At 38.4% G+C, this 19,690-nt stretch carries 19 protein-coding genes; 17 read left to right on the top strand and 2 right to left on the bottom strand.

The annotated features are described in order from the left end of the window. The first annotated feature begins 43 nt into the window (after positions 1-43). From P5G61_RS21755 to P5G61_RS21715, 9 genes are all read left to right on the top strand, one after another. On the top strand, positions 44-469 hold the full coding sequence (locus P5G61_RS21755; protein WP_024630865.1) for a hypothetical protein: 426 nt from the start codon (positions 44-46) through the stop codon (positions 467-469). Between the two features lie 29 nt (positions 470-498). After that, positions 499-1,467, top strand: a complete 969-nt coding sequence (locus tag P5G61_RS21750) for a DUF6744 family protein (protein ID WP_301248439.1) — start codon at positions 499-501, stop codon at positions 1,465-1,467. 93 nt (positions 1,468-1,560) lie between these two features. Next, a complete protein-coding gene (locus P5G61_RS21745) occupies positions 1,561-3,183 on the top strand; it encodes an AAA family ATPase (protein ID WP_024630863.1) in 1,623 nt (540 codons plus the stop codon). Positions 3,184-3,222: 39 nt separating this feature from the next. Next, positions 3,223-3,600, top strand: a complete 378-nt coding sequence (locus tag P5G61_RS21740; protein WP_024630862.1) for a DUF1257 domain-containing protein — start codon at positions 3,223-3,225, stop codon at positions 3,598-3,600. 18 nt (positions 3,601-3,618) lie between these two features. Then, the gene (locus P5G61_RS21735; protein WP_024630861.1) at positions 3,619-3,828 is read left to right on the top strand and encodes a DUF2997 domain-containing protein; all 210 of its coding nucleotides are present in this window, start codon (positions 3,619-3,621) and stop codon (positions 3,826-3,828) included. After that, positions 3,825-4,388, top strand: coding sequence for a 4Fe-4S single cluster domain-containing protein (locus P5G61_RS21730; protein WP_024630860.1), 564 nt, complete (start codon positions 3,825-3,827; stop codon positions 4,386-4,388). Before P5G61_RS21735 ends, P5G61_RS21730 begins: the two co-directional genes overlap by 4 nt. A gap of 537 nt (positions 4,389-4,925) precedes the next feature. After that, the gene (locus P5G61_RS21725; RefSeq protein WP_024630859.1) at positions 4,926-5,276 is read left to right on the top strand and encodes a LysM peptidoglycan-binding domain-containing protein; all 351 of its coding nucleotides are present in this window, start codon (positions 4,926-4,928) and stop codon (positions 5,274-5,276) included. Positions 5,277-5,392: 116 nt separating this feature from the next. Next, entirely contained in the window at positions 5,393-6,439 is a 1,047-nt protein-coding gene (locus P5G61_RS21720; RefSeq protein WP_024630858.1) for a DUF6094 domain-containing protein, read from the top strand. A 59-nt stretch (positions 6,440-6,498) separates the two neighbouring features. Then, entirely contained in the window at positions 6,499-9,894 is a 3,396-nt protein-coding gene (locus tag P5G61_RS21715) for a hypothetical protein (protein WP_024630857.1), read from the top strand. A gap of 58 nt (positions 9,895-9,952) precedes the next feature. Here the strand turns inward: P5G61_RS21715 and P5G61_RS21710 are convergent, their stop codons facing one another. After that, positions 9,953-11,089: a hypothetical protein gene (locus tag P5G61_RS21710; protein WP_024630856.1), complete on the bottom strand. Its 1,137-nt coding sequence runs from the start codon at positions 11,087-11,089 to the stop codon at positions 9,953-9,955. Between the two features lie 516 nt (positions 11,090-11,605). Between P5G61_RS21710 and P5G61_RS21705 the strand changes: the two genes are divergently transcribed. The 8 genes from P5G61_RS21705 (at position 11,606) to P5G61_RS21670 (ending at position 17,960) form a co-directional block, all read left to right on the top strand. Next, the gene (locus P5G61_RS21705) at positions 11,606-12,238 is read left to right on the top strand and encodes a hypothetical protein (protein WP_024630855.1); all 633 of its coding nucleotides are present in this window, start codon (positions 11,606-11,608) and stop codon (positions 12,236-12,238) included. 78 nt (positions 12,239-12,316) lie between these two features. Further along, positions 12,317-13,486 carry a DNA polymerase III subunit beta gene (gene dnaN / locus P5G61_RS21700; RefSeq protein WP_024630854.1) on the top strand — a complete coding sequence of 390 codons (1,170 nt, stop codon included), beginning with the start codon at positions 12,317-12,319 and terminating at the stop codon, positions 13,484-13,486. A 441-nt stretch (positions 13,487-13,927) separates the two neighbouring features. Further along, positions 13,928-14,422: a hypothetical protein gene (locus P5G61_RS21695; RefSeq protein WP_024630852.1), complete on the top strand. Its 495-nt coding sequence runs from the start codon at positions 13,928-13,930 to the stop codon at positions 14,420-14,422. Beyond that, on the top strand, positions 14,415-15,197 hold the full coding sequence (locus P5G61_RS21690; RefSeq protein ID WP_024630851.1) for a hypothetical protein: 783 nt from the start codon (positions 14,415-14,417) through the stop codon (positions 15,195-15,197). Before P5G61_RS21695 ends, P5G61_RS21690 begins: the two co-directional genes overlap by 8 nt. Before the next feature lie 15 nt (positions 15,198-15,212). Beyond that, the gene (locus P5G61_RS21685; protein WP_024630850.1) at positions 15,213-16,259 is read left to right on the top strand and encodes a hypothetical protein; all 1,047 of its coding nucleotides are present in this window, start codon (positions 15,213-15,215) and stop codon (positions 16,257-16,259) included. Beyond that, positions 16,256-17,113, top strand: coding sequence for a ThiF family adenylyltransferase (locus P5G61_RS21680; RefSeq protein WP_024630849.1), 858 nt, complete (start codon positions 16,256-16,258; stop codon positions 17,111-17,113). Before P5G61_RS21685 ends, P5G61_RS21680 begins: the two co-directional genes overlap by 4 nt. A 66-nt stretch (positions 17,114-17,179) precedes the next feature. After that, positions 17,180-17,353: a Spo0E family sporulation regulatory protein-aspartic acid phosphatase gene (locus tag P5G61_RS21675; protein ID WP_081717991.1), complete on the top strand. Its 174-nt coding sequence runs from the start codon at positions 17,180-17,182 to the stop codon at positions 17,351-17,353. Then, entirely contained in the window at positions 17,334-17,960 is a 627-nt protein-coding gene (locus P5G61_RS21670) for a DUF5983 family protein (protein ID WP_152532904.1), read from the top strand. The genes P5G61_RS21675 and P5G61_RS21670 overlap by 20 nt, the downstream gene beginning before the upstream one ends. A 292-nt stretch (positions 17,961-18,252) precedes the next feature. Here the strand turns inward: P5G61_RS21670 and P5G61_RS21665 are convergent, their stop codons facing one another. Then, positions 18,253-18,987 carry a hypothetical protein gene (locus P5G61_RS21665; RefSeq protein WP_024630847.1) on the bottom strand — a complete coding sequence of 245 codons (735 nt, stop codon included), beginning with the start codon at positions 18,985-18,987 and terminating at the stop codon, positions 18,253-18,255. Positions 18,988-19,690: the final 703 nt, after the last annotated feature.

The following is a 19,690-nucleotide window of genomic DNA, read 5'->3' as shown; positions in this document are numbered from 1 at the left end:
TCATTGAAGGGTTTCCCTTTTTTATTCAAAGGAGATGCCTGTAATGCCGAGAAAGAAACAAAAATCTTCAAGGATTCATGGCAACTACCAAGGCAGTATCAATATAGATTCATTACAACCAAGAATTCTTTCTGTCCGGTGTTGTCCATTCAACGTTGAACACATCGTCCATGGGAACTGCTTCTACCGAGGTGGTAGGCAGTGGTACTGTTCGGAATGTGGAGTTGAGTGGATCGCAAGTTTGCGCACAAAATCTGTTCGATATTTACGTTTAAATGAAGATGGATCTGCAGACTTGATTAAAACGATTCCGCTTGATTTTTTCAATGAATTCCGACAATCACAAGTAAAAGCTGCTCCTTACTCATCAGCCGAGGTGCAGTCACAAATAAAAATCATCTTACCAACCAGAATGAAGCCAGTCCATTATGAACAATTGGACTTCTCATTCAATATCCATAATAACTAACCTTGAAGGGATCGATAAATATGAGAAAAATGTCGCTGGAAATGGCACAGGAAATTACTGCAGTTGGAATGGAAGACAAAGATAATGTGGAGCTGATGGGTTACCTAGTATGGTACTCTATCGGATTAAAACTAATTGACCGAAACGTATTAGAGTCACACGTTAGAGTTTCGGGAATTGATGAAGACTTGTTGCCTGGCCAAATAAGGATCCCCGATGCATTCCGAAGATCCACCAAAGCGATAGAAAGCAAACAAGCAGCGGAGGATGGTAAGAGATCTGAGAGAATTCTCGTACGTGAAATTGTTAATGACTCTGAACGCATTGTCCGGAGCATTGTAAGGGAGGTAATTGATCCCCAACAAGACGAAAAATTGCAGTATAACACAAACGAGGCCGTCATCACTTTCGAGAGAGATATCCGTCTATTACATTCAGATATTATCAATCCGGATATTAAACCGTTGGTAGATAGGGTACAAGAGTTATTTGTACAATACCAAACTACCCATGACGATTCTGCAGTACGTCACATGTGTATATCGTCCATTAAAAATATGTCGCCGGTAATGGTAAAGACATCTGGGGGCGTTTACTTTATCCCTATAAAACATGAGGAAACATTGCGTGCCTTCGTCAGATTTGTAAATCTTCTGGAGTGTAGCTCAGCATATATGATACCTCTCATTAAAACCAAAGATACAATGGACCTGGTCCGTACAGCCACAGTGAGTCAGTTGAATTCGGCTTTAACAAATTTAAGAAATGCTTATGAGAATCGGGAAAGTTTAACACCTTCTGAAATCTCAAGTATTGTGAATGAGACCAACCTTTCGTTTGATGTCATTCAAGATTATCAAGGCCTACTCACTAGCGATCTACAAGAGATGAACTCATCCATTACTGATATGAAACGTATGCTTCACGCCGTTTCATCACTAAAAACCAAACGAAAGCCTCGAAGTCGTGGCACACGTCAATTATCCTTATTCGACTAACTATAGTTTTCACACTGAGATCTTTATCCCGAAAAAGGGGTAAGGTCTCTTTTCTTTTTTATAAAAATCAAAAAAACTGAGGAGTGTTCAAAAATGAGTGAAACTAAAACTATTGAGAATTATATCCATGCATGCTACCCGGCTATTTGGATCAATACATTCGAGGAACAAAGATGTCTTGATTCTCTATCCGATATCGTTGCTAATGATCCTCATCTATCCATGAAAGTTTGGTCCTGTACTAATGGCTTTGTGGACCACATTAAAGAATCCTTTTCAGATACCGAAGACTTCGTTGAAGAAGGCAGTGAACCGATTCAATCTGAAGAACAAGACTCATCACAATTTATATCCGAAGATGCTGCTGGAACAACCAAGACTACCCCACAAGAGGCGTTGGAATTTATCAATGAAGAGGACGTGTTTAACAGAATTTACGTCCTTAAAAACTTCCACCATTACATGGACAATCCATATATTCTTCAACTACTTAAGGATTCGATTAAGGGATGCGTGGCTGCTACAAATTACATCGTTTTTGTCAGCCCTAAAACAGTGATTCCTCCAGAAGTTGAGAAGGAAATCGCTGTTACAACATTTAGTCCGTTAACTATTGGTGAGTACGGTGAAATCTTAGACCGGCTTACCAAACCACAAAATGTCAAGATTAATGCGGAATATAGATCTCTGATTCTAAAGAATTCCTTAGGATTAACTGTGACGGAAGCTGAAAATGTCTACGCATTAGCCTGGACCAAACACCGGGAATTTGCTGCAGAAGCGGTTAAAACTATTCAACAAGAAAAGGCAAGTATCATTAAGAAGACTGGTATTTTAGAATTTATTCCCCCTAGCAATAAAATATCCGATATCGGGGGAGCTAGTGAATTCAAGAAATGGGGAGCCATTCGAAAGGAAGCCTTTTCCGAAGAAGCCAAGGAGTTTGGTGTGCAGTCACCTAAAGGGGTTCTACTCTGTGGTGTTTCTGGCGGCGGAAAGTCCGCTTCAGCCCGCGCATTGGGAAACCTGTGGGAATTACCCATCTTACGATTCAATATCGGAAAAGTATTTGGTTCGTATGTTGGAGAATCCGAAGCCAACATGCAGACCGCTCTGCGAACTTCTGAAGCCATGAGCCCCTGTATTCTATGGATTGATGAGATTGAGAAGGCGCTCTCTGGTATAGGGAACGATTCCTCTGGTGTAACCTCTCGTGTATTTGGAGAATTACTCACCTGGATGCAAGAGAAAGAACAAGATGTATTTGTATTGGCCACGGGCAATAATATTACCAATCTACCTCCTGAATTGCTACGGAAGGGAAGGTTTGATGAAATATTCTGGTTCGATCTTCCTGACCCGAATGAAAGGAAAGAGATTATAAGTATCCATCTCGAGAAACGCGGACGTACTGCCCTGGACTTCGACTTGGACAGTGTTTCTCAGGTCACAGACGGTTTTGTAGGTGCTGAGCTGGAACAAGTCATTGTAGACGGTATTGCCTTAGCATTCTTCGAAAAAAGTGAACTTCTCACTGAACATCTTATATCGGCTGCAGATCAAACGATTCCACTGTCCAGCCAACGACGAGATGAAATCAGTGCTATGCGGGAATGGGCTAATCAATATGCTCGTAGTGCATCAGCACCGGTGACTAAAAAGCCACAACGTAGAAAAGTTGAGTCAACAAGTAGACCTTCCAGAAGGCTCTCATAATCTAACACATTATTAATCTAACTTATTGGAGGAATTCACATGTCACACACATCTCGTATCGAAACAATCATTACAAACATTCCTGCACTTGAGCGTGCAGTCAAAGAGTTAAAACTGACATTTGTTAAAGGTGGGGTTGTTCGAGCGTACAGTAAGGCCCAAGAATTTCACGCCGACTACGTTATTCAGTTAAAAGGTCCCTATGACGTTGGTGTCATTAAAGTCGAAAAGAAATATGAACTTCGTACCGATTGGTGGGGAGGACACGTTGAAAAGGAGATCGGTAAGAATGCCGGCCGGTTACTGCAGGAGTATCAGATTGCAGTCGCTGTCATGGTTGCTCAAAGCCAGGGGCATACCATCATTAAACAAAAGCTGCCTAACGGCGCTATCAAAATGAGAATTCAACAAAGCTAATTAAAGAGGAGAGTATATATGAAGGAAGTAATCATATTAATCAGTCCAGATGGTGAGTTAACGATCGAAGCTATCGGATATAACGGGGACGGTTGCGAAGCTGCAACAGAACCTTATGAAAAAGGCCTTGGTAAGGTTTCCGAGCGATCATTCAAAAGTGAGTATAAACTTGCTTCAAGTCGCACCAAAAACAAGTCAGTAACAAGAGGAGGCCGTACCCTAAGATGATGATAAAGATCCACGAAATAACTCCTTATTCCGAAGTGAATGGACCTGGAGTTAGAACGGTTATCCATTTTCAAGGGTGCAAGTTTCAATGTCCAGGTTGTTTTAACCCTAAAACTCATTCCCTTGATGGCGGAGTGAGTATGTCGTTATCCCAGATCATCTGTTCCATTCCGGATACAGTAAGTGATATCACAATAAGTGGGGGAGAGCCTTTCCTTCAACCGAAAGCATTGCTTGAAATGACCACAAAACTAAAGAGACTTGGGTATACGATCGTTGTATTTAGCGGGTTCTATATGAATGAGATTCGTAATTTGAAATACGGCAATGATATCTTGGCCAACATCGATGTTCTGATTGATGGCCGTTTTGATTCAACAGCTGCTTCTTTTCAGGGACTACATGGGAGTGATAATCAAACATTACATTTCATCAGCAACAGATACTCCTACACTGATTTTGTTTCTCGTGATGTAGAAATTCTTATTTCAACAGACGGGTCTACACAAATCACTGGATTCCCAACCGCGTCATTGCTTGCAAACTTCAATAACAATTAAAGAAAGGGTAGATAATCGCTTATTTAAAGTGAATATCTACCCTTTTATTTGATTTAGAAACTTTCTTAAAGTTAATTTAGAAATCAGAAGACATTACTTTTAGCCACCGATATGTAAACAATGATGTGCTTGAAGTTAACCGAAAAATGATGATACAATAGCGGCATATATCATTTTCTTACCTCAGATAAACTCAATTCGTGCACGTTATGAACATCAAGCAGATGAAGATAACTATTAGGAATTGATTCAGGATATACTTTTATCTTTAAAGTATAGATCTCTGAGGGGACGTTTGCAGCATCGCCTGTGAAGACGTTACGGTTACGCATGGTATTACTTCATAAATGAGTAAACCTTTGCTAACAAACCATTAAGTTGAAATATCAAGTTTTTTTTAAAATCTCAAATCATCTATTGATATAAGAGAAGTCTTTCTGTCCAATTAGGCGGAAGACTTCTCTTTTTTTATAAATTTGGCAGTGTCTAAAACAGGACACTGCCTTTTTTTATTCCAAATAAGGGGGCATATTAAAAATGAAAAGAAGAACAGTTCGTCTATTCGCACTTACAATGATTAAAATCCTTGAGGGGCTCGAAGAAATCTGTTTAAAACTTAAACGTTCTCTCCGCAGGACTAAAGTTTGGATGACTTCTGTCTCTATTGTCTGTATCTCGATTTTTGCCATCAATGTATTCACTGATGTCAATCAAATAGACACAGAGTACGTAAGTTACGTTGTTGAGAGTGGTGATACGTTGTACGACATCAGCCAGCGTTATTACAATGGTGATCCAAGACAAGCTGTGTCCCTCATTCAATCTATCAATAAAATCAATGCAACAATCCATCCAGGACAGATTATCCAAGTACCTTCAAACAAATAAAGGTTGTTGGTTTACTACGGCCTGGAGGTGAATTCTAAAAATTCAAATGAGAGTCCACAACTAAGTGGGCTCTTTCTTTTAATGTTCAACAACAAACAATCAGAGGAGGATATACAATGGCCAGACTTGGTAGTGAATCAAAGGGAGGATTTTATCCTACCCCTACAAAAGAAATGGAACTAATTTTAAGACGTGTGCATCAAGAACACGATTATCCGTTTTCTATATTTGATCCTTGTGCCGGTACCGGCTCAGCATTACTTCAAATTAAAAACCACTTTTCAAACCAGGACTTGGTTGAATCTTATGGGATTGAGATCGAAAAAACTCGAGCTTATGAAGCTAAAAGGAATGTTGACCATCTGCTACAGTGTGGATATGAAGACACACGCATAAGTCATGATACATTTTCATTAATGTATCTAAACCCTCCATTTATGCAGTTAAAGAATGAAAGAAGTGAATATCGGTTTTTTAAAGATCTTACCCAATCCAATAACATGCTTTCTACATCAGCACTTGTTATTTTAAATGTGCCACAGTATACATTAGCGGAACTGTCTAAGATCATTGTTTCCAGACTCGAGGATATAAAAGTGTATCGTTTTACAGACGACAACTACTATGACTTTAAGCAAGTGATTGTATTTGGATATCTACGTGGTTCCCAGAAAAACCATCAAAAAAACTCCACCAACAAAGAACACCTCATAGAATACTTAAATGACATTTCATATCGCGGTCCAGAGTGTCTAAAACCATTAGATACCGAGGACGATGTAAGCTATGTGGTTCCCCCACAAGTCAAACCCACAACTATATTCACATCGACAATTGTAACGATTGATGATGTGAAAAACTCAAGTAAGGAAATTCGATTCTTAGATAAAATTTTCTCCTTAGTAGATGATGTACGTCTACAAAGCGATCATATTCAGAACCCAGCAATGCCACTTAAGATCACTCACCAGGTTCAAGCAATCCAATCCGGAGCTCTTCCTGAACATATGGGAGACCACTTGTTGGTTGCTAAAGATGAATCCCACCTTAGTAAAAGGACCGAATACGATCCGGAAACAAGAACATCTAAAACGATAGAAAGTTATACAAGAAAGTCAATAATTCGCGTGTTCACTCCAAATGGACATATCGACCTAAAATAATTAAAATCCATAATTGAAAGAGAGGAAAGATAGCCTCAAATTAAGAGCTATCGCAACTTATGACAACATCCATCTTAGAAAAAAACGAGAGTTTAATTGAAATGAATCCTTCCTTAAAACAAATGAGCAGACCGATGATTGCCAGTATCAAAGAATACTGTAGTAATCCCTCCCGTAAAGGGTGGGAATCTATTCAACAGTATCCGATTGGTCCTCATACGGTGTCTTCATTATATGAAATGTATTCTGGTAGCATGGATAGGCCCGAATCAAGCGAATTTGAGGCATTTCTACTCTATATAACAAAGGATTTACGCATTATTAGAACAGAAAAGGAAGGCAAAGTATTTGAGGCCTTTGTCAAAATGATTCTACTAAATGAAGATGACTTAACTTTAATTGGGATTTCCCTTGCCGGCAGCTTAAGTGCTTGCCGCGCGATTCATGCTTTGTTTTACGAACAAAAAGAGGTTATGGTAACCAATTTCTTCTCTGGTGAGGTGAAATTCTACAAAAGTACACGAAATTATAGAAGGATCGAAGAAGTTCATAGCAAGGTGTGTCATACCTTTTTACTTCCAAGAGTGGCCATTGTCCAAGAATACAATGAAGCTTGTTTGGAGGCGGACGCTAACAATAAGGCTCATCCACCAAGAATATTAATGTCTCGAGGAAACATCAATGAACTTGCAGGTCAATTCATTGCTCAAAAATTCAACTTACCAAAAACTCGTGATTGGGCAGATTTATACCTTTCGCTTATTCCAAAGGATAAATGGACTAACATAAAAACAATTCAAACGGATCTTGATGATATGGAAGAAACGATTACCACCATTCAAATTAATACGATGAAGGAAGAGGAGGTCTTATCTTGTATTGACCAGGCTATCATTGATGGTACCCTCAATGTTTTCTCTTCGACCAATACGACCTCAAATGTGGTATTTGATGACGGAATGACAACTGAAGACTATCTCCGGAAAAATGCAGAAATTCTCTCTACCAAGATGGAGATGTACTTAAAGCCACTATATAATGGACAGACATACACGAAGTATATCGGCATGACCAATCGCATCTGTCTTCCTGCACAAGCAAGAGCAGTAATGGGGATCCTAACAATTTTGAAAGAGGGATACTCCGCTTTCTTAAATGCTGACATGGGGTGTGGTAAAACGCAGATGTCCTTAACAGCATCTTACGTATTATCGCAAGAACAACATAGTCGGGGGAGTCATTCGGGAATTTCTGTTTTAATTACTGCCCCGTCAATAACGATACCTAAATGGGCAGGAGAAGAGATCCCTAAGGTGTTAGGCGAACATCATACACGGATACGGGTTATTAACTCGACTGAAGATGCTCTTGATTACGTACGCAAGGTCAAGAGTAAAGAAAGCAAAGTCCCATCCGGTACCATTGAATTTGTGTTAGTCTCAACGGATCGAATGAAGCTTACCGCTAATAAATTTATCTGTAGCGCGATCTGGAACCATAGAACACAAAATTGGCGTTGTCCAGATTGTTATCAACCAATTAAATCCCCTAAACCAAAAGATGCTGAAGCTGGCATTGTTGCTTCGTGGAAAGATATTGTTGAATATCCGAAGTACCCACCAACAATTGAGGAATTAAACGAAGCACGCTTAGATAAAACAATTACACCTGCTGGATTACCACGCAGTTATGTCAACAGATATACTTCCTTCATAAGACAACTCCAATGTGAATGCAAGTCCCCTTCAATCAAAGATGATCAGGAACCAAAAAAACACAAGATCAAGAAAAATTGTACATTAGCCCGGCCAGCATTAAAAAGTCGGGGAGAGGACCGAAACAAGGTTCGCTGGATGATTGCAGAAATCTTCCAAAAACACCTGAAGGGCCATTTCAAGCTAGGTATATTTGATGAGATCCAACAAATGAAGGCTTCAAATAGTGGGCGGGGACTTTCTTTTCACAAACTATTAAAAAGCTGTAGCAAAGCAATGTTTCTCACCGGAACACTAACCAGCGGAATTTCATCATCTATTCAATCTACGTTGTGGCGATCAGATCCTCAATCCCTTATTAACGAGGGTTTCGAACACTCCACATCTAAAGAGCTATGGGCCCAAAAATACGGCGTTCTTGAAAAAGTGACTTACCATGATGTGAATGATGGAAATGCCGGCCGTACGACGAATCGTCGTGCTGAAAAGGTCTCTCTAAAAGAGAAACCGGGCATCGCCCCTCAATTGGTCGCGAAGCACCTACTTCATAAGTCAGTATTCGTTGAGCTTTCTGATTTAGGATTACCTTTGGTGAGTTTAAGAGAAGAACCTGTAATTGTCGATCTGGAAGATGAACATGGTCAAGCATACCGTGAATTTGAACAGGAATTGTACGATACATGTATGAAAATACAGTCTGATTTAGGAAGTAAGGCTTGGTCTTACTACACTTCTGCTGTTTTGAATTATGCTGCACAACCAAGCCATGATTGTACTGTTGAGTTTACTGATGATAAAGGAAAACTACTCTCACGAGTTTCCCCTAAAGTGTTTGATGAAAGTTATACAACTGCAGTAGAACAGAAATTGGTAGAGGATATCCGGAAAGAGCTGGCTAATGATCGAGGATGTATTATCTTTACCAACTTCACGAACAAATATAAGACCAATGAGCGAATACAAAAGATCCTTTCAGAGGCGAACATCGACGCTACCATCCTGGACAAGTCCACTACAACAAGTATGGGCAGGTTCGATTGGTTAGAGGAACAAAAGCAACAAGGGACTAAGGTGCTGATCATGAATGCAGCGTTAGTCCAAGTTGGCTTAGATTTGCTAGAGTGGCCGAACCTTATGTTCTGGCAGCTAAATGATGATATAAATGCCGTTCGGCAAGCCGGACGTAGAGCGTGGAGAATAGGCCAAACCAAGGAATGTACAGTACGATTTTATGTCGCTAAAAATACGCATCAGATGAAACAATTCGAGCATCTGATGAAGAAAAGAATTGCTGCTTTATTAGTAGAAGGTAGAATTGAACGTTCAGATAAGATTGCAAAATTCGCAACGGACAATGAATCCGGACTAACACGGGATTTAGCGAACAATCTATCTGCAGCGGAACTTACGGAGACTTGGAAAAGTGCAGCTGAGAAAGATATTGATGAAAAACTCAACGTTGTTTCCGAAGAAGATTATCCTGCGGCTATTAGTGAAGCCTTCAAAATCTTAACAGCAGAGACCAAACGATTATGTGGTGTTTCTGATTTTGAACCAGAAATACCGAGAAAAGTGGAAGAAAAGAATTCTATTGGTATGGATCATATTCAAGGGATTTCCGTTTCTAAAGCAGAGAAAACATTAAAGATAGATATCATCCAATACAAAACAACACCTGTACGGATAAAGATGAAAAATAGTGAGGCTATTATTCAAGATCAGTTAGTATTTGATTTTTGATTTTTTAATCATTAAAGAGGTTGGACATTTGTCCAACCTCTTTTTTTCGTATTTATGTTTAAATCATAAATTCTGTTTGTAACGGTACGTGGGAATCTTCCAGCTTAACCATTTGCCTGATGTTATATTCCAAGCACTCCATGGATGTCATAGATGCTGCAGCTATCTTCTGGGATGAGTTTAGAGGCAGCAAACGCTTGAATCTTCTGCCCACATTATATCCTGTAGAATCTGTAGAAAGGAACGGGAATTCATGTAGTAGCCCATTGGATCCACCCAACCAATGAAAAGTCTGCCGATCACTATACTGACTGAATATCTTTTGAAAGAACTTACGTTTTTGATTTTGAGATAACATAAAAACTGTTCCACCGATTGCAATGGTAAGATGTATTGAGCTATTTACCCAACGCTCTAACGTATCCCAACCATAAGATTCATGCCAGACAGGGTAAGGTGGGATCTTTACGGATTGAGAGAGATATTCAAAGTTCTCCTCTGTCTGTTTAAGGTTCTCAACATCCAAATTGAAGTAGCCGATAATGAGTGGTTTAATCTTCTGAATCAAGGTACTGTATTGTTTCAGGCATATCGGATCAACATCCTTATTCCTACGTTGAGCTTTCATCACGCTGAAAGTACCTGAATCAATAATGATATGTAGCCCCAGATCATGACAGTGATTAAGTATATTGTAGATTCGCTCTTCACTATACTCGCGTAGATAGTAATTACTTAGAAGTACAAACTTACCACCTAACTTAGAAATCAGCTCTCTATCTTTTGGTGATGCCTCTAAACCCGAAAAAAAGTATCGAACACCTTTTATGACCAGGCATAATTTTCGATTAGCTAGAGTAATAATCCTGGAGCTAAGGTCACTTAATGCAGCATTTAACAAAGCCATTAAGTGTGACGTGAATGGGTCGAATTTCTCCAGTTCTTTTCTACTGACATTGCGATAAAATAACGCATATGTAAGAGCCTGGCGAAATCGAACTCTTGTAATTCTATGAACGCCCTGGGTCGAATTGATTTTAAAGATAATATGCTGAGCGGTGATTTCTTTTACCCCTAAAATACACCCCATGCCCGTCCTATAGGAATGCTCCCCTGACTGAATTCGTTTTCTAAATCTCTTCTCTACTTGCTTTGCCTTATGTACAAATGCTTGATCCATATATGGGTATTTCATTATTTTCTCAACTCCGCAGTCAATATGTTTCTTACAGATCGAGAGTATCATGTATTCGGAGTAAGACAACTATTTCGAAGTCACTTATTAGATATTTAATTATTGTCTAGTCAGTTCAGGACCGACATTAATCTATACCATATTGAACACTCAAGAATGAAACTTTATTTTTCATAAATATTAGTGTAAAATAAAGCTAATTCTTTTGTTTTTGTATTCTTCAATGCTATTTAAATTATGTACTCCACGAGATGATAATGGATTGGATAGCATTTTGGGACTAATGTATTTTCATTAGGATGAAGAATAAGATTGTGTACACTTTATTTCATTGAATAGAGTGATGGCAATACATATTGAATCAATAATCAAGTTGATTCAATGCTAAGAATCTTTTTTATTTCACCAACAAGTCTAAAACTCAATATTTGGCATCTAAACGCATGGATTCGCTTTACAAAGCGGAATCATGCGTTTTTTTTGCATATTGAACAAAATTTCAGGAGGTTATCACAGATGTTCAAGTTTCGTTTGAAAAAGAGGAATCAATACGGTTGGGACGCAATTTCCGCAATCGTTCCAGGTATGCCGACCTTGAAGTTATCATATTGGGTAAAAAACAAAGAGGTCTGTAGTTACATAAGTAAAGAAAGCCAGATCACAAGCGAAGTCTTGAAAGCAAGTCATGAGGCTGATCAGAATACTGAAATACAGATCTGGCGAAGAATTGGCTCAGATATGTCAGAAGATTCATGGTCCATATTATGTTTAGCTGCTGCAGTAGACAGACGTACCAGAGTGGTGACATTTATCTCTACTTGCTATAAACACTTACAACATGCAAATGAGCTAGCAAGCAAGCTTTGGAAGAAATCAAAAGCTAAGTTAATCCGTGCTATATGTCCGGACAATCTATTCTTAGCACATCAGATATGTATGGCGAAATACAACCTATCCCAGAATTCGTTTTCTATGGTAGGAGAAGTATCAGAAGAATACGGGAAGATTATTTTTGCTACCCAAACGAAACGGACTGGCAACTTAGTAGAAAAGCGTATTTACTTTGTCGGTCTAATGGATGTTATCCAGTTTAATGGTTTACTTGCAAGCCTGCTTACTATTTTAGGAGTTGGGACACGAAAAAGTTAAAGACATAATCTACTTGATCAAGAGTAGGCTATGTCTTTTTTTATTCTTACTTTAACTAAAAGAAGGGAAGATTTTAACATGAAAATTACAATGAAAACGAAGACACTCTTGGATGGCTTAACAAAAGTTAAAGAGACATTAGAGAAATCTGAAAGAGTACCGATCTGTATGAATATCAAATTTCATGCAACAAAAAAAGGACTAAACTTGGTTACGGATAATACCGTGAATTCAACGGAGCATTTCATACCGTCGAAGGAAAATGAATTAAGCGTAGATGAGGTAGGGTCAGTAATGATCCCACCACTCATTATTGAAATTGTAAGAAAAATGGGGTCCGCAGTCTGTATTACCGTTTCTGATCATCCTGATGAAAAACTGACGGATCAGAAACTGATTAAAGTAACGTCAGTTGATGAAAAAGTGAACGCAAACTTTAAAATGCAGGGTCTGAGTGCTGTAGAATTCCCCCAGTTTGTCATTCCGAAGGGGAAGGCTCTCCTTCAATTGGATTCTTCTCACTTTCTGGATCTATTAAATAAAACCTTATTCGCAGCCTCCACGGACGAAAACACGCCTATTCTTACTGGCGTTAATATTAACCTGACGGAGCAAGACCTTGTCTTTACTACAACCAACCGGCATAGATTAGCCATAGCCTCTTACCAAACGGATTCTATTCAAGAGTTCGGGAATGGTGGAATAACTATAGCAGCTAAGCCCCTCGAAAAAATATCGAGACTTATTGGAAGTAACAAGGTGGATATTTCTTTAGTTAAAGGGAGATTAGTGATTAAGTCAGGAAATACAACCTTCAGTACAACCATTCTCGAGGGAAGTTATCCTGATGTAAGTAGAATTCGTCCTGATGGGGACTCAATGAAAGTTAGTTTCTTGGTACATCGTACCGAGCTACTTGCTTCTCTAGAACGACAGTATATTGTTAAAGCGGAAGGCAACGATGGGGGAATTACCCTCATAAAAACCAACCCTAACAATGCTGCATCTATTGAGCTGAAAACGCATGAATCTTCATTTGCATCCGTAGCTGAAGAGATTTTTGTCCAAGATTACGTTGGTGACGAAATTGATATCTCGATTAATACAAGATATTTTTTGGATGCAATTAAAGCCTACCATTCGAAAATGGTCCGGATCAGCTTTACTGGAGAACTAAGTCCAGTTCTTATAGAGCCACAAGAGAGTAAGGGTAATATTCAAATTATCTTACCGTACCGTAGAAAATAGACAAGTATGAATGGATGCTTCCTTTATAGAAGGGAGCATCCATTATTATTCTACTTCAAAGGTGGCGAGCATATGGAATTCCTCCGATTGGACTGGAATAAATTCGAGAAATCATTAAAAGAGAAACATGAAGAGAATAGCACCTCAACGAAGGAGGAGCTTTATAAAATCGTTGAATTGATCTTTAGTGATACACCGCTAAATGAAATTGATTTCTCATCATTCTCCATAGAGGATGTTAACACCGTGTTGAATCAATCCTTTTATCTAGATTCATACGACAACGCATATTCATGGGATTATGAACAAAATGCAAAAAACAATTACTTTAACATATTCTACGAACAAACAAATCATAGACATTATTGCGGACACTTCAGATATATGCGAACTGAAAGTAATGATGACTTCATTTAATTAAAAGAGAAAGGAAACATTCTCATGCTGATGTTCAATAATGAAGATATAGAGTCTATAAGGTCATCTACTGATAATTTTCGGATGCTTAAGCTTGCTCATGATTATGGAATAAACCCGACAAATTTAAGCGCAGCAAAGGAATGGCGAATCTGGAACACTTACGGAATTGGCCCGACATTTGATATTTTCGACGAGTTACTTAGACTGGTTTTTCATAAGTTCGATATAAAAAGAATACCTCACAATGAAGACGAAGCTAAATATGCTATATCCGGTGGAGAACTGTCATTGGTATTACAGAGCCAGAGTGAATACACGCAATCCATTCAACCTTTCATAACAAGGGTGAACTGTGACTATTCGATGGCCAGCTTAAACATTGAAATAATCGACGACACTATTACCCTTCATCTTGAAGAAAATTACTATGGATACCACAGCCAATTTCTTGAGCATTTAATGAAGATGGCAGCCTTAATCAGTGAGTATCTCGAAAAGGACGATATACATGAATAATAGAGATTCCCGACGACACTATAGTGTTACTTGGAGTGAAGGAGTCCACTCTTCTATACCAACGTGCCAAGTTCAAATAAAGAATCAAAATAATGTCGTCTTATCTGACTACTCGATGACCTTCAACCAATTTGCTGAAGCCATTATCGATACCGAGCTGAGAGAATTACATCCTCTTACTATCATAGGTCATCGAAAAGGTATGGAAAGATTGAGTATTTGCGGGATAAGGAAAGTAGGAAAACCTTCGTACGAGACACCTTTCATGAATAAAGGAATTGTTAAGTATATCCGTATGGAAAAATCAAAAAAAGAAATTGTAGTCTGCAGTGTCCCAAAACAAAAATGGGATATGTACTATTACAATGATCCTTTAGAAAAGATAGGTCACCCTCATTTGTTATTTGTTTATTTAATTGATATGAAAAGCAGAAGGGTAGATCAAATGTTCTGCTTTGCGGTAAAGCAGAGCCGAATCAGTTCAGACACTGAATTATTTAAGTACCCTTATGCCAATGTGACCAACGGCTCTGTTTGTATGGGTGGTAATTCACTACCCACGATAACAGATATAAACCAATGCGCTACATTGCACAATTTGTTTTTTGGATCTCCAAGTACAAATTGTTACTTTGATGGGCATCGAAACACTTCTGGGATCACAGAGTTACGTGAGTTATACAGTAAGATGCAGGATACAGATTTCCCGGATGCCTGGCTTCTCACTGAAAAAATAACAATTCAACAATTATTAGAAAAACAAACGAAGATCTAATTGGAGGGTTTAATAATGACTGATAATACTTTTGTTCAAGGCGATTTGTTCGGATTTCTGAGTCCGGAGGAACAAACAACGTTAACAACAACTACTGTAGAAAACGAAAAACGGAAACAACGAAAGAATCAACTTTCGATGAATAAGCCGGCTACCAAGAAAGAAAATATAACATTTGAGACTTTAGAAGTTAATCTCGAAACACACATTAAATATGATGGTGAGTTGACTCCCATAACCCAATACTTTAGTAACGAGGAAATTGAACAAGGTATTGAAGATCCGGAAGCAAAAGATGGCCGGCGCACTATAAATACCGAAGACTTGAGGCTTAAACTAGCTGAAGAGTACGGCGAAATGAGCGATCGAGATTATGTAACGTTAACCTTATTCCCTAATAACCTAATCATACCGCAGGTTCACGGCCGTAAAAGAGGAGCATCCACTGGAGTGTTTACGTCTCTAAAGGAAGCTGCTGCTGATCGGAAATACAATATGTATGTTCCCTCTGCTGACGGACATGTGTATCACATCAGGGATGGTGAAGTCTACTCGGTCTGTACAAAAGCATCATACGTGCCTGTATGTGATCAACTGCATGAGGGTATACAGTTTAAATTACCGCCAATCCCGTATATTATCCTTGAGGAATTTATCTCTCTATGTAGGGAATACAGTAAGGATCAATTAGAAATTTATGGTGAGATTTACTTTCATCATGTCAAAGGCTATCATCTTTCAATCCCACATCAAGTAGTTTCATCAGAGAATGTTGTCCCTGAGAAAACCGAAATTGATGATGCTCAAATGATAAAAGTAATGGAGTTACATTCTCATCACACTTTAGAAATAACCCCATCAGAGCAGGACAATAACAGTGAGATTGGCAGATGCTTATATACGATTATTGGGAGACTAGATTGTTTTTTTCCTAAGATCTCTTGTCGTGTGTTTGTAGATGGTCAATATCAATTGGTAGACCTCAATAAGGTGTTTACTTCTCCTTTTCCTCCAGCAACAAATGCTTATGATTATCGCATTCAGAAAGAGAGTGCGCTATGATCATCTTTCACCCAGACATGAAACCCCTTTTCCAAATCGTTCAATTAGGAACCGGTGCAAACGGATCTGCTGTGGTTCAACAATTAACGCAACTCATGAATATCTTCTCAGTTAAGGGTAGTTATCTTCTAGCTGATCCAGATATCGTTGAAAAACATAATCTCAAAAATCAATTATTTCTACCCTCCGATGTAGGACAGAAGAAGGCAGACGTTCTAGCAAGGCGATACGGGAGACATTATGAAGTACCTGTATTTTCTTATGCAGAGCAATATGTAAGTACCTTAGAAACAATGGAAGCATTATTTGATGATGCATTTCTTAAGGACTACTACTGTAACATGAAAATCCCAGTACTCATTGGTACCGTGGATAATAACTTTAGCCGCCAGCTCATGCATGCCTTCTTCATGTCGCAACCTTATATGATTTATGTGGATGCAGGGGTTGAAGGTTCTCGTGTGCCTCAGGACGAACGTTCTATGGATTCCTGGACTTCTGAAGAAAGAGAAGCCTATAATGCTACCGGCTGGACCGGACAAATTGTCTGCGGGATTCGTTGGAACGACGAGACTATTCTTGATCCTGTCTGTTCAGCATTTCCCGATATGTTATTAGACGATGACCCGATTGCCCCAGGTGCAGCATGCATACAGCAGCTTAGCAAGGAACCTCAAAAACTCCTTACCAATAAATATGCGGCTCTTGAAGTGATTTCCTATTTCAATACACTGTTCTCTGAACAGCGAATAGCCCACCACAAGTCGTATATAAATCTTAAACATAAGTATAAGGTAAAAACATACCCTATCGAGAAGCAACAGATACTGTCACATCAAAGTGAATCAGAATAAAACAACAAGAATCGTAGACGTTACTCGTCTGCGTTTTTTCATTCTTCTTCAAGGAGCTGAATACCAATGTTGCAAAATATTGAATTGAATGACCTCATTGAAGTTAGGCGAAGAGAATTAGAATGTTTAGTAGTTCAACATGACTTTAATTTTCAAGATGAGCACGTGATCAAGAAATCAGTAGAGCTAGATGATCTCTTGAATTTACTCAACAAGAAAAATGACTCAGCCAACAAGTAAATATCAGATTGATAGCTACTCAAAAAAATTAAAATCTAGAAATCTAATAGAGAGTAGGAATAAAATGAGTACACAGATCGTTCTATTTGTATGTATACATGGAGACCTTATCGAAGAAATCAAACCTTATATCGGGGCTAATGCATTTGAAAGGGCAGCTGCTGCTTTCGAAGCTTGGACCGGTATTTCATATGCTGAATATAAAAAGCGTTCAGATGAGGGTGAAGAATCTGAAGAAATACTCGGTGAAGATAAAGCTGGTTCAACAATCATGTTTGAGACAGCAGAAGACGACCCTTCATTGCTGCAGCATCAACCTGAAAAAGAAACAATGCTTGTACTAAGTATCAGTCACATTACCGAAGAGATTAATAACGCACTACTTCAAGGTCAATTTGGAACTTTTTCATATTACCCGAAAGAGGCTGGCTTTGACATTAATGGTTTCTTCATTTATGTTCCACATAAAGATGAAAATCTTAAGAGTTTTGATTTACCTGACTGTGTAGAAGGCATTTTTAGATATGCTCAAAGCCACGATTCCGAATGGATTTTGCTGGAGAGAGATGCTGAAATACGTCCGGATTTACCTGTTTATGAATGGTAAGCCAGTCTTCAGACCAATAACACATTAATAGTACCAAGGAGAAAATATCATCAATAGCATGCATGCACTCATTACCGCCGCCTTATAGTGTGGCGGTTTTTTGTATTCAAAATTATCTGTGGTAAAAGAAACAATCATACAAACATGTGTAGAACCCTTGTTTCGCAGAAGCGGGCAAGGGTTCTACCAATTATTATATTGAACCTAGATTAAAAAGGTTAATAGTACATAAGCGGGTTGGGATCGTTGAACATTGAATTTGTTGAATATGACTTTATCGGCCGGTTGATACTTACTGATAAGAACCTCTGCCATCAGTAAAAGTAACTGCTATTCCGTAACGATCGTCAATATGATCTCCAATTTTAACTCTTAGCTCCCTTGTTTTAGCTGATACACCACCGAAACTGGTATGCTTATAAGATAAATGGGCTTCTGCAGGGATACTTTTACTCCTAATTTCAGTAAGTCTATCAATTACCAACTTTTCGTCAGAATATACTCCCATAATGGAATGAATGGAGGTGCCCGACACACCAGTAATGTAGCTACTACCGATGTGCGTGTCTATGAATGCAGAGGTATTGAAACTCGCTGTTCCAAAGACACTTGTTCCTTCAACCTTGAAATATAAGGATGCTCCATTGGAAGCAGTAGTAGATACATCCGTAGGTTCTATTACTAATCTTAATTTCTTATATGAACCATCCTCGAACTTCTGGTGTATCGTTGGATTTTCAGAAGTGACCGTCAGACTTCCGTTGTTATTGGAATCCGATGTTCTAAAAGCAGTTGAGTTTGGTTTATCCGCATCTAAAATTTCTCCATTTTTTAATTTGTTAATTACACTGTTAATATCATCCTGTGAGGACCCATCTTCTCTCATATGCTCAGCAATTTTTTGGTAGTCCTCTTCTGAGAAGCTAGCAGTAGCACTGGAATAAGATAAGGGGTAAACGAACGTACCCAGTAAGAAAAGGATAAGAGCTAAGGATATTGTTCTAAAAGCTGGAATCTTTCTGATCAAAATTATTACCTCCCAATATTTAGTATGAACCGAGTATATCATTGTAAAAATTTAGTGCAAGTTAGGAGGTTAGCAAAAATGTACCTTTTTATTCCTTTTTTACTCGTGACTTTGATCTCTGGATTTCTAGGATTTATGGTCTATAGATTTTCTAACATTATTATCGGAACCGTTGTGACAATTGTAACCTCAATCTTTATAGCGTATATGTTTACAGATTTATATGCCTTTTTTGGAGTTATAGGAGGGGTATTGTTCTATTTCATATTAATAAAATTTTCAAAATAAATTATTTATTCAGCTTACCTGAACTTGTCATTGACCCGGAATTAAAAAATATACATTCTTAATTGAAATCCATCCACGATTAGGATAAAATTATAGTCATATAACAAGTCCATTTCTTCATTGTTTTCATCTGAGACATGTACATACTATTGTATGATGATGTTAACCTAATGAAACGGACATGGTTCTTTTTTTGGAATCGTGGAAACAATGTAAGAAAACGCGAACATATTTGGTATGACGGCGTTGTTCTTTTCTGGAAAGCCGATATTAGCTTTAATTTACGATTCCAGTGGGTTATGCATTTTTTGTTTGTTTATTTTAAAAAACTAATACTGCTATCGCATTTATAAACGGAATTCTCTTAATCTGAGGATTCCGTTTTTTTGCGTTTAGGCCAAAGGAGAAAAATTTA

This window comes from Paenibacillus vandeheii, assembly GCF_030433635.1.
In the GTDB taxonomy this organism is placed as follows: domain Bacteria; phylum Bacillota; class Bacilli; order Paenibacillales; family Paenibacillaceae; genus Paenibacillus; species Paenibacillus vandeheii.
Note: the sequence above shows the minus strand (reverse complement) of the source record. Positions and strands in the feature narration are given on the sequence as shown.

Coding starts and splice junctions, on each gene's coding strand:
- P5G61_RS21755 (WP_024630865.1), top strand. CDS start 44: ATGCCGAGAAAGAAACAAAAATCTTCAAGGATTCATGGCAACTACCAA.
- P5G61_RS21750 (WP_301248439.1), top strand. CDS start 499: ATGTCGCTGGAAATGGCACAGGAAATTACTGCAGTTGGAATGGAAGAC.
- P5G61_RS21745 (WP_024630863.1), top strand. CDS start 1,561: ATGAGTGAAACTAAAACTATTGAGAATTATATCCATGCATGCTACCCG.
- P5G61_RS21740 (WP_024630862.1), top strand. CDS start 3,223: ATGTCACACACATCTCGTATCGAAACAATCATTACAAACATTCCTGCA.
- P5G61_RS21735 (WP_024630861.1), top strand. CDS start 3,619: ATGAAGGAAGTAATCATATTAATCAGTCCAGATGGTGAGTTAACGATC.
- P5G61_RS21730 (WP_024630860.1), top strand. CDS start 3,825: ATGATGATAAAGATCCACGAAATAACTCCTTATTCCGAAGTGAATGGA.
- P5G61_RS21725 (WP_024630859.1), top strand. CDS start 4,926: ATGAAAAGAAGAACAGTTCGTCTATTCGCACTTACAATGATTAAAATC.
- P5G61_RS21720 (WP_024630858.1), top strand. CDS start 5,393: ATGGCCAGACTTGGTAGTGAATCAAAGGGAGGATTTTATCCTACCCCT.
- P5G61_RS21715 (WP_024630857.1), top strand. CDS start 6,499: ATGACAACATCCATCTTAGAAAAAAACGAGAGTTTAATTGAAATGAAT.
- P5G61_RS21710 (WP_024630856.1), bottom strand. CDS start 11,089: ATGAAATACCCATATATGGATCAAGCATTTGTACATAAGGCAAAGCAA.
- P5G61_RS21705 (WP_024630855.1), top strand. CDS start 11,606: ATGTTCAAGTTTCGTTTGAAAAAGAGGAATCAATACGGTTGGGACGCA.
- dnaN (WP_024630854.1), top strand. CDS start 12,317: ATGAAAATTACAATGAAAACGAAGACACTCTTGGATGGCTTAACAAAA.
- P5G61_RS21695 (WP_024630852.1), top strand. CDS start 13,928: ATGCTGATGTTCAATAATGAAGATATAGAGTCTATAAGGTCATCTACT.
- P5G61_RS21690 (WP_024630851.1), top strand. CDS start 14,415: ATGAATAATAGAGATTCCCGACGACACTATAGTGTTACTTGGAGTGAA.
- P5G61_RS21685 (WP_024630850.1), top strand. CDS start 15,213: ATGACTGATAATACTTTTGTTCAAGGCGATTTGTTCGGATTTCTGAGT.
- P5G61_RS21680 (WP_024630849.1), top strand. CDS start 16,256: ATGATCATCTTTCACCCAGACATGAAACCCCTTTTCCAAATCGTTCAA.
- P5G61_RS21675 (WP_081717991.1), top strand. CDS start 17,180: ATGTTGCAAAATATTGAATTGAATGACCTCATTGAAGTTAGGCGAAGA.
- P5G61_RS21670 (WP_152532904.1), top strand. CDS start 17,334: ATGACTCAGCCAACAAGTAAATATCAGATTGATAGCTACTCAAAAAAA.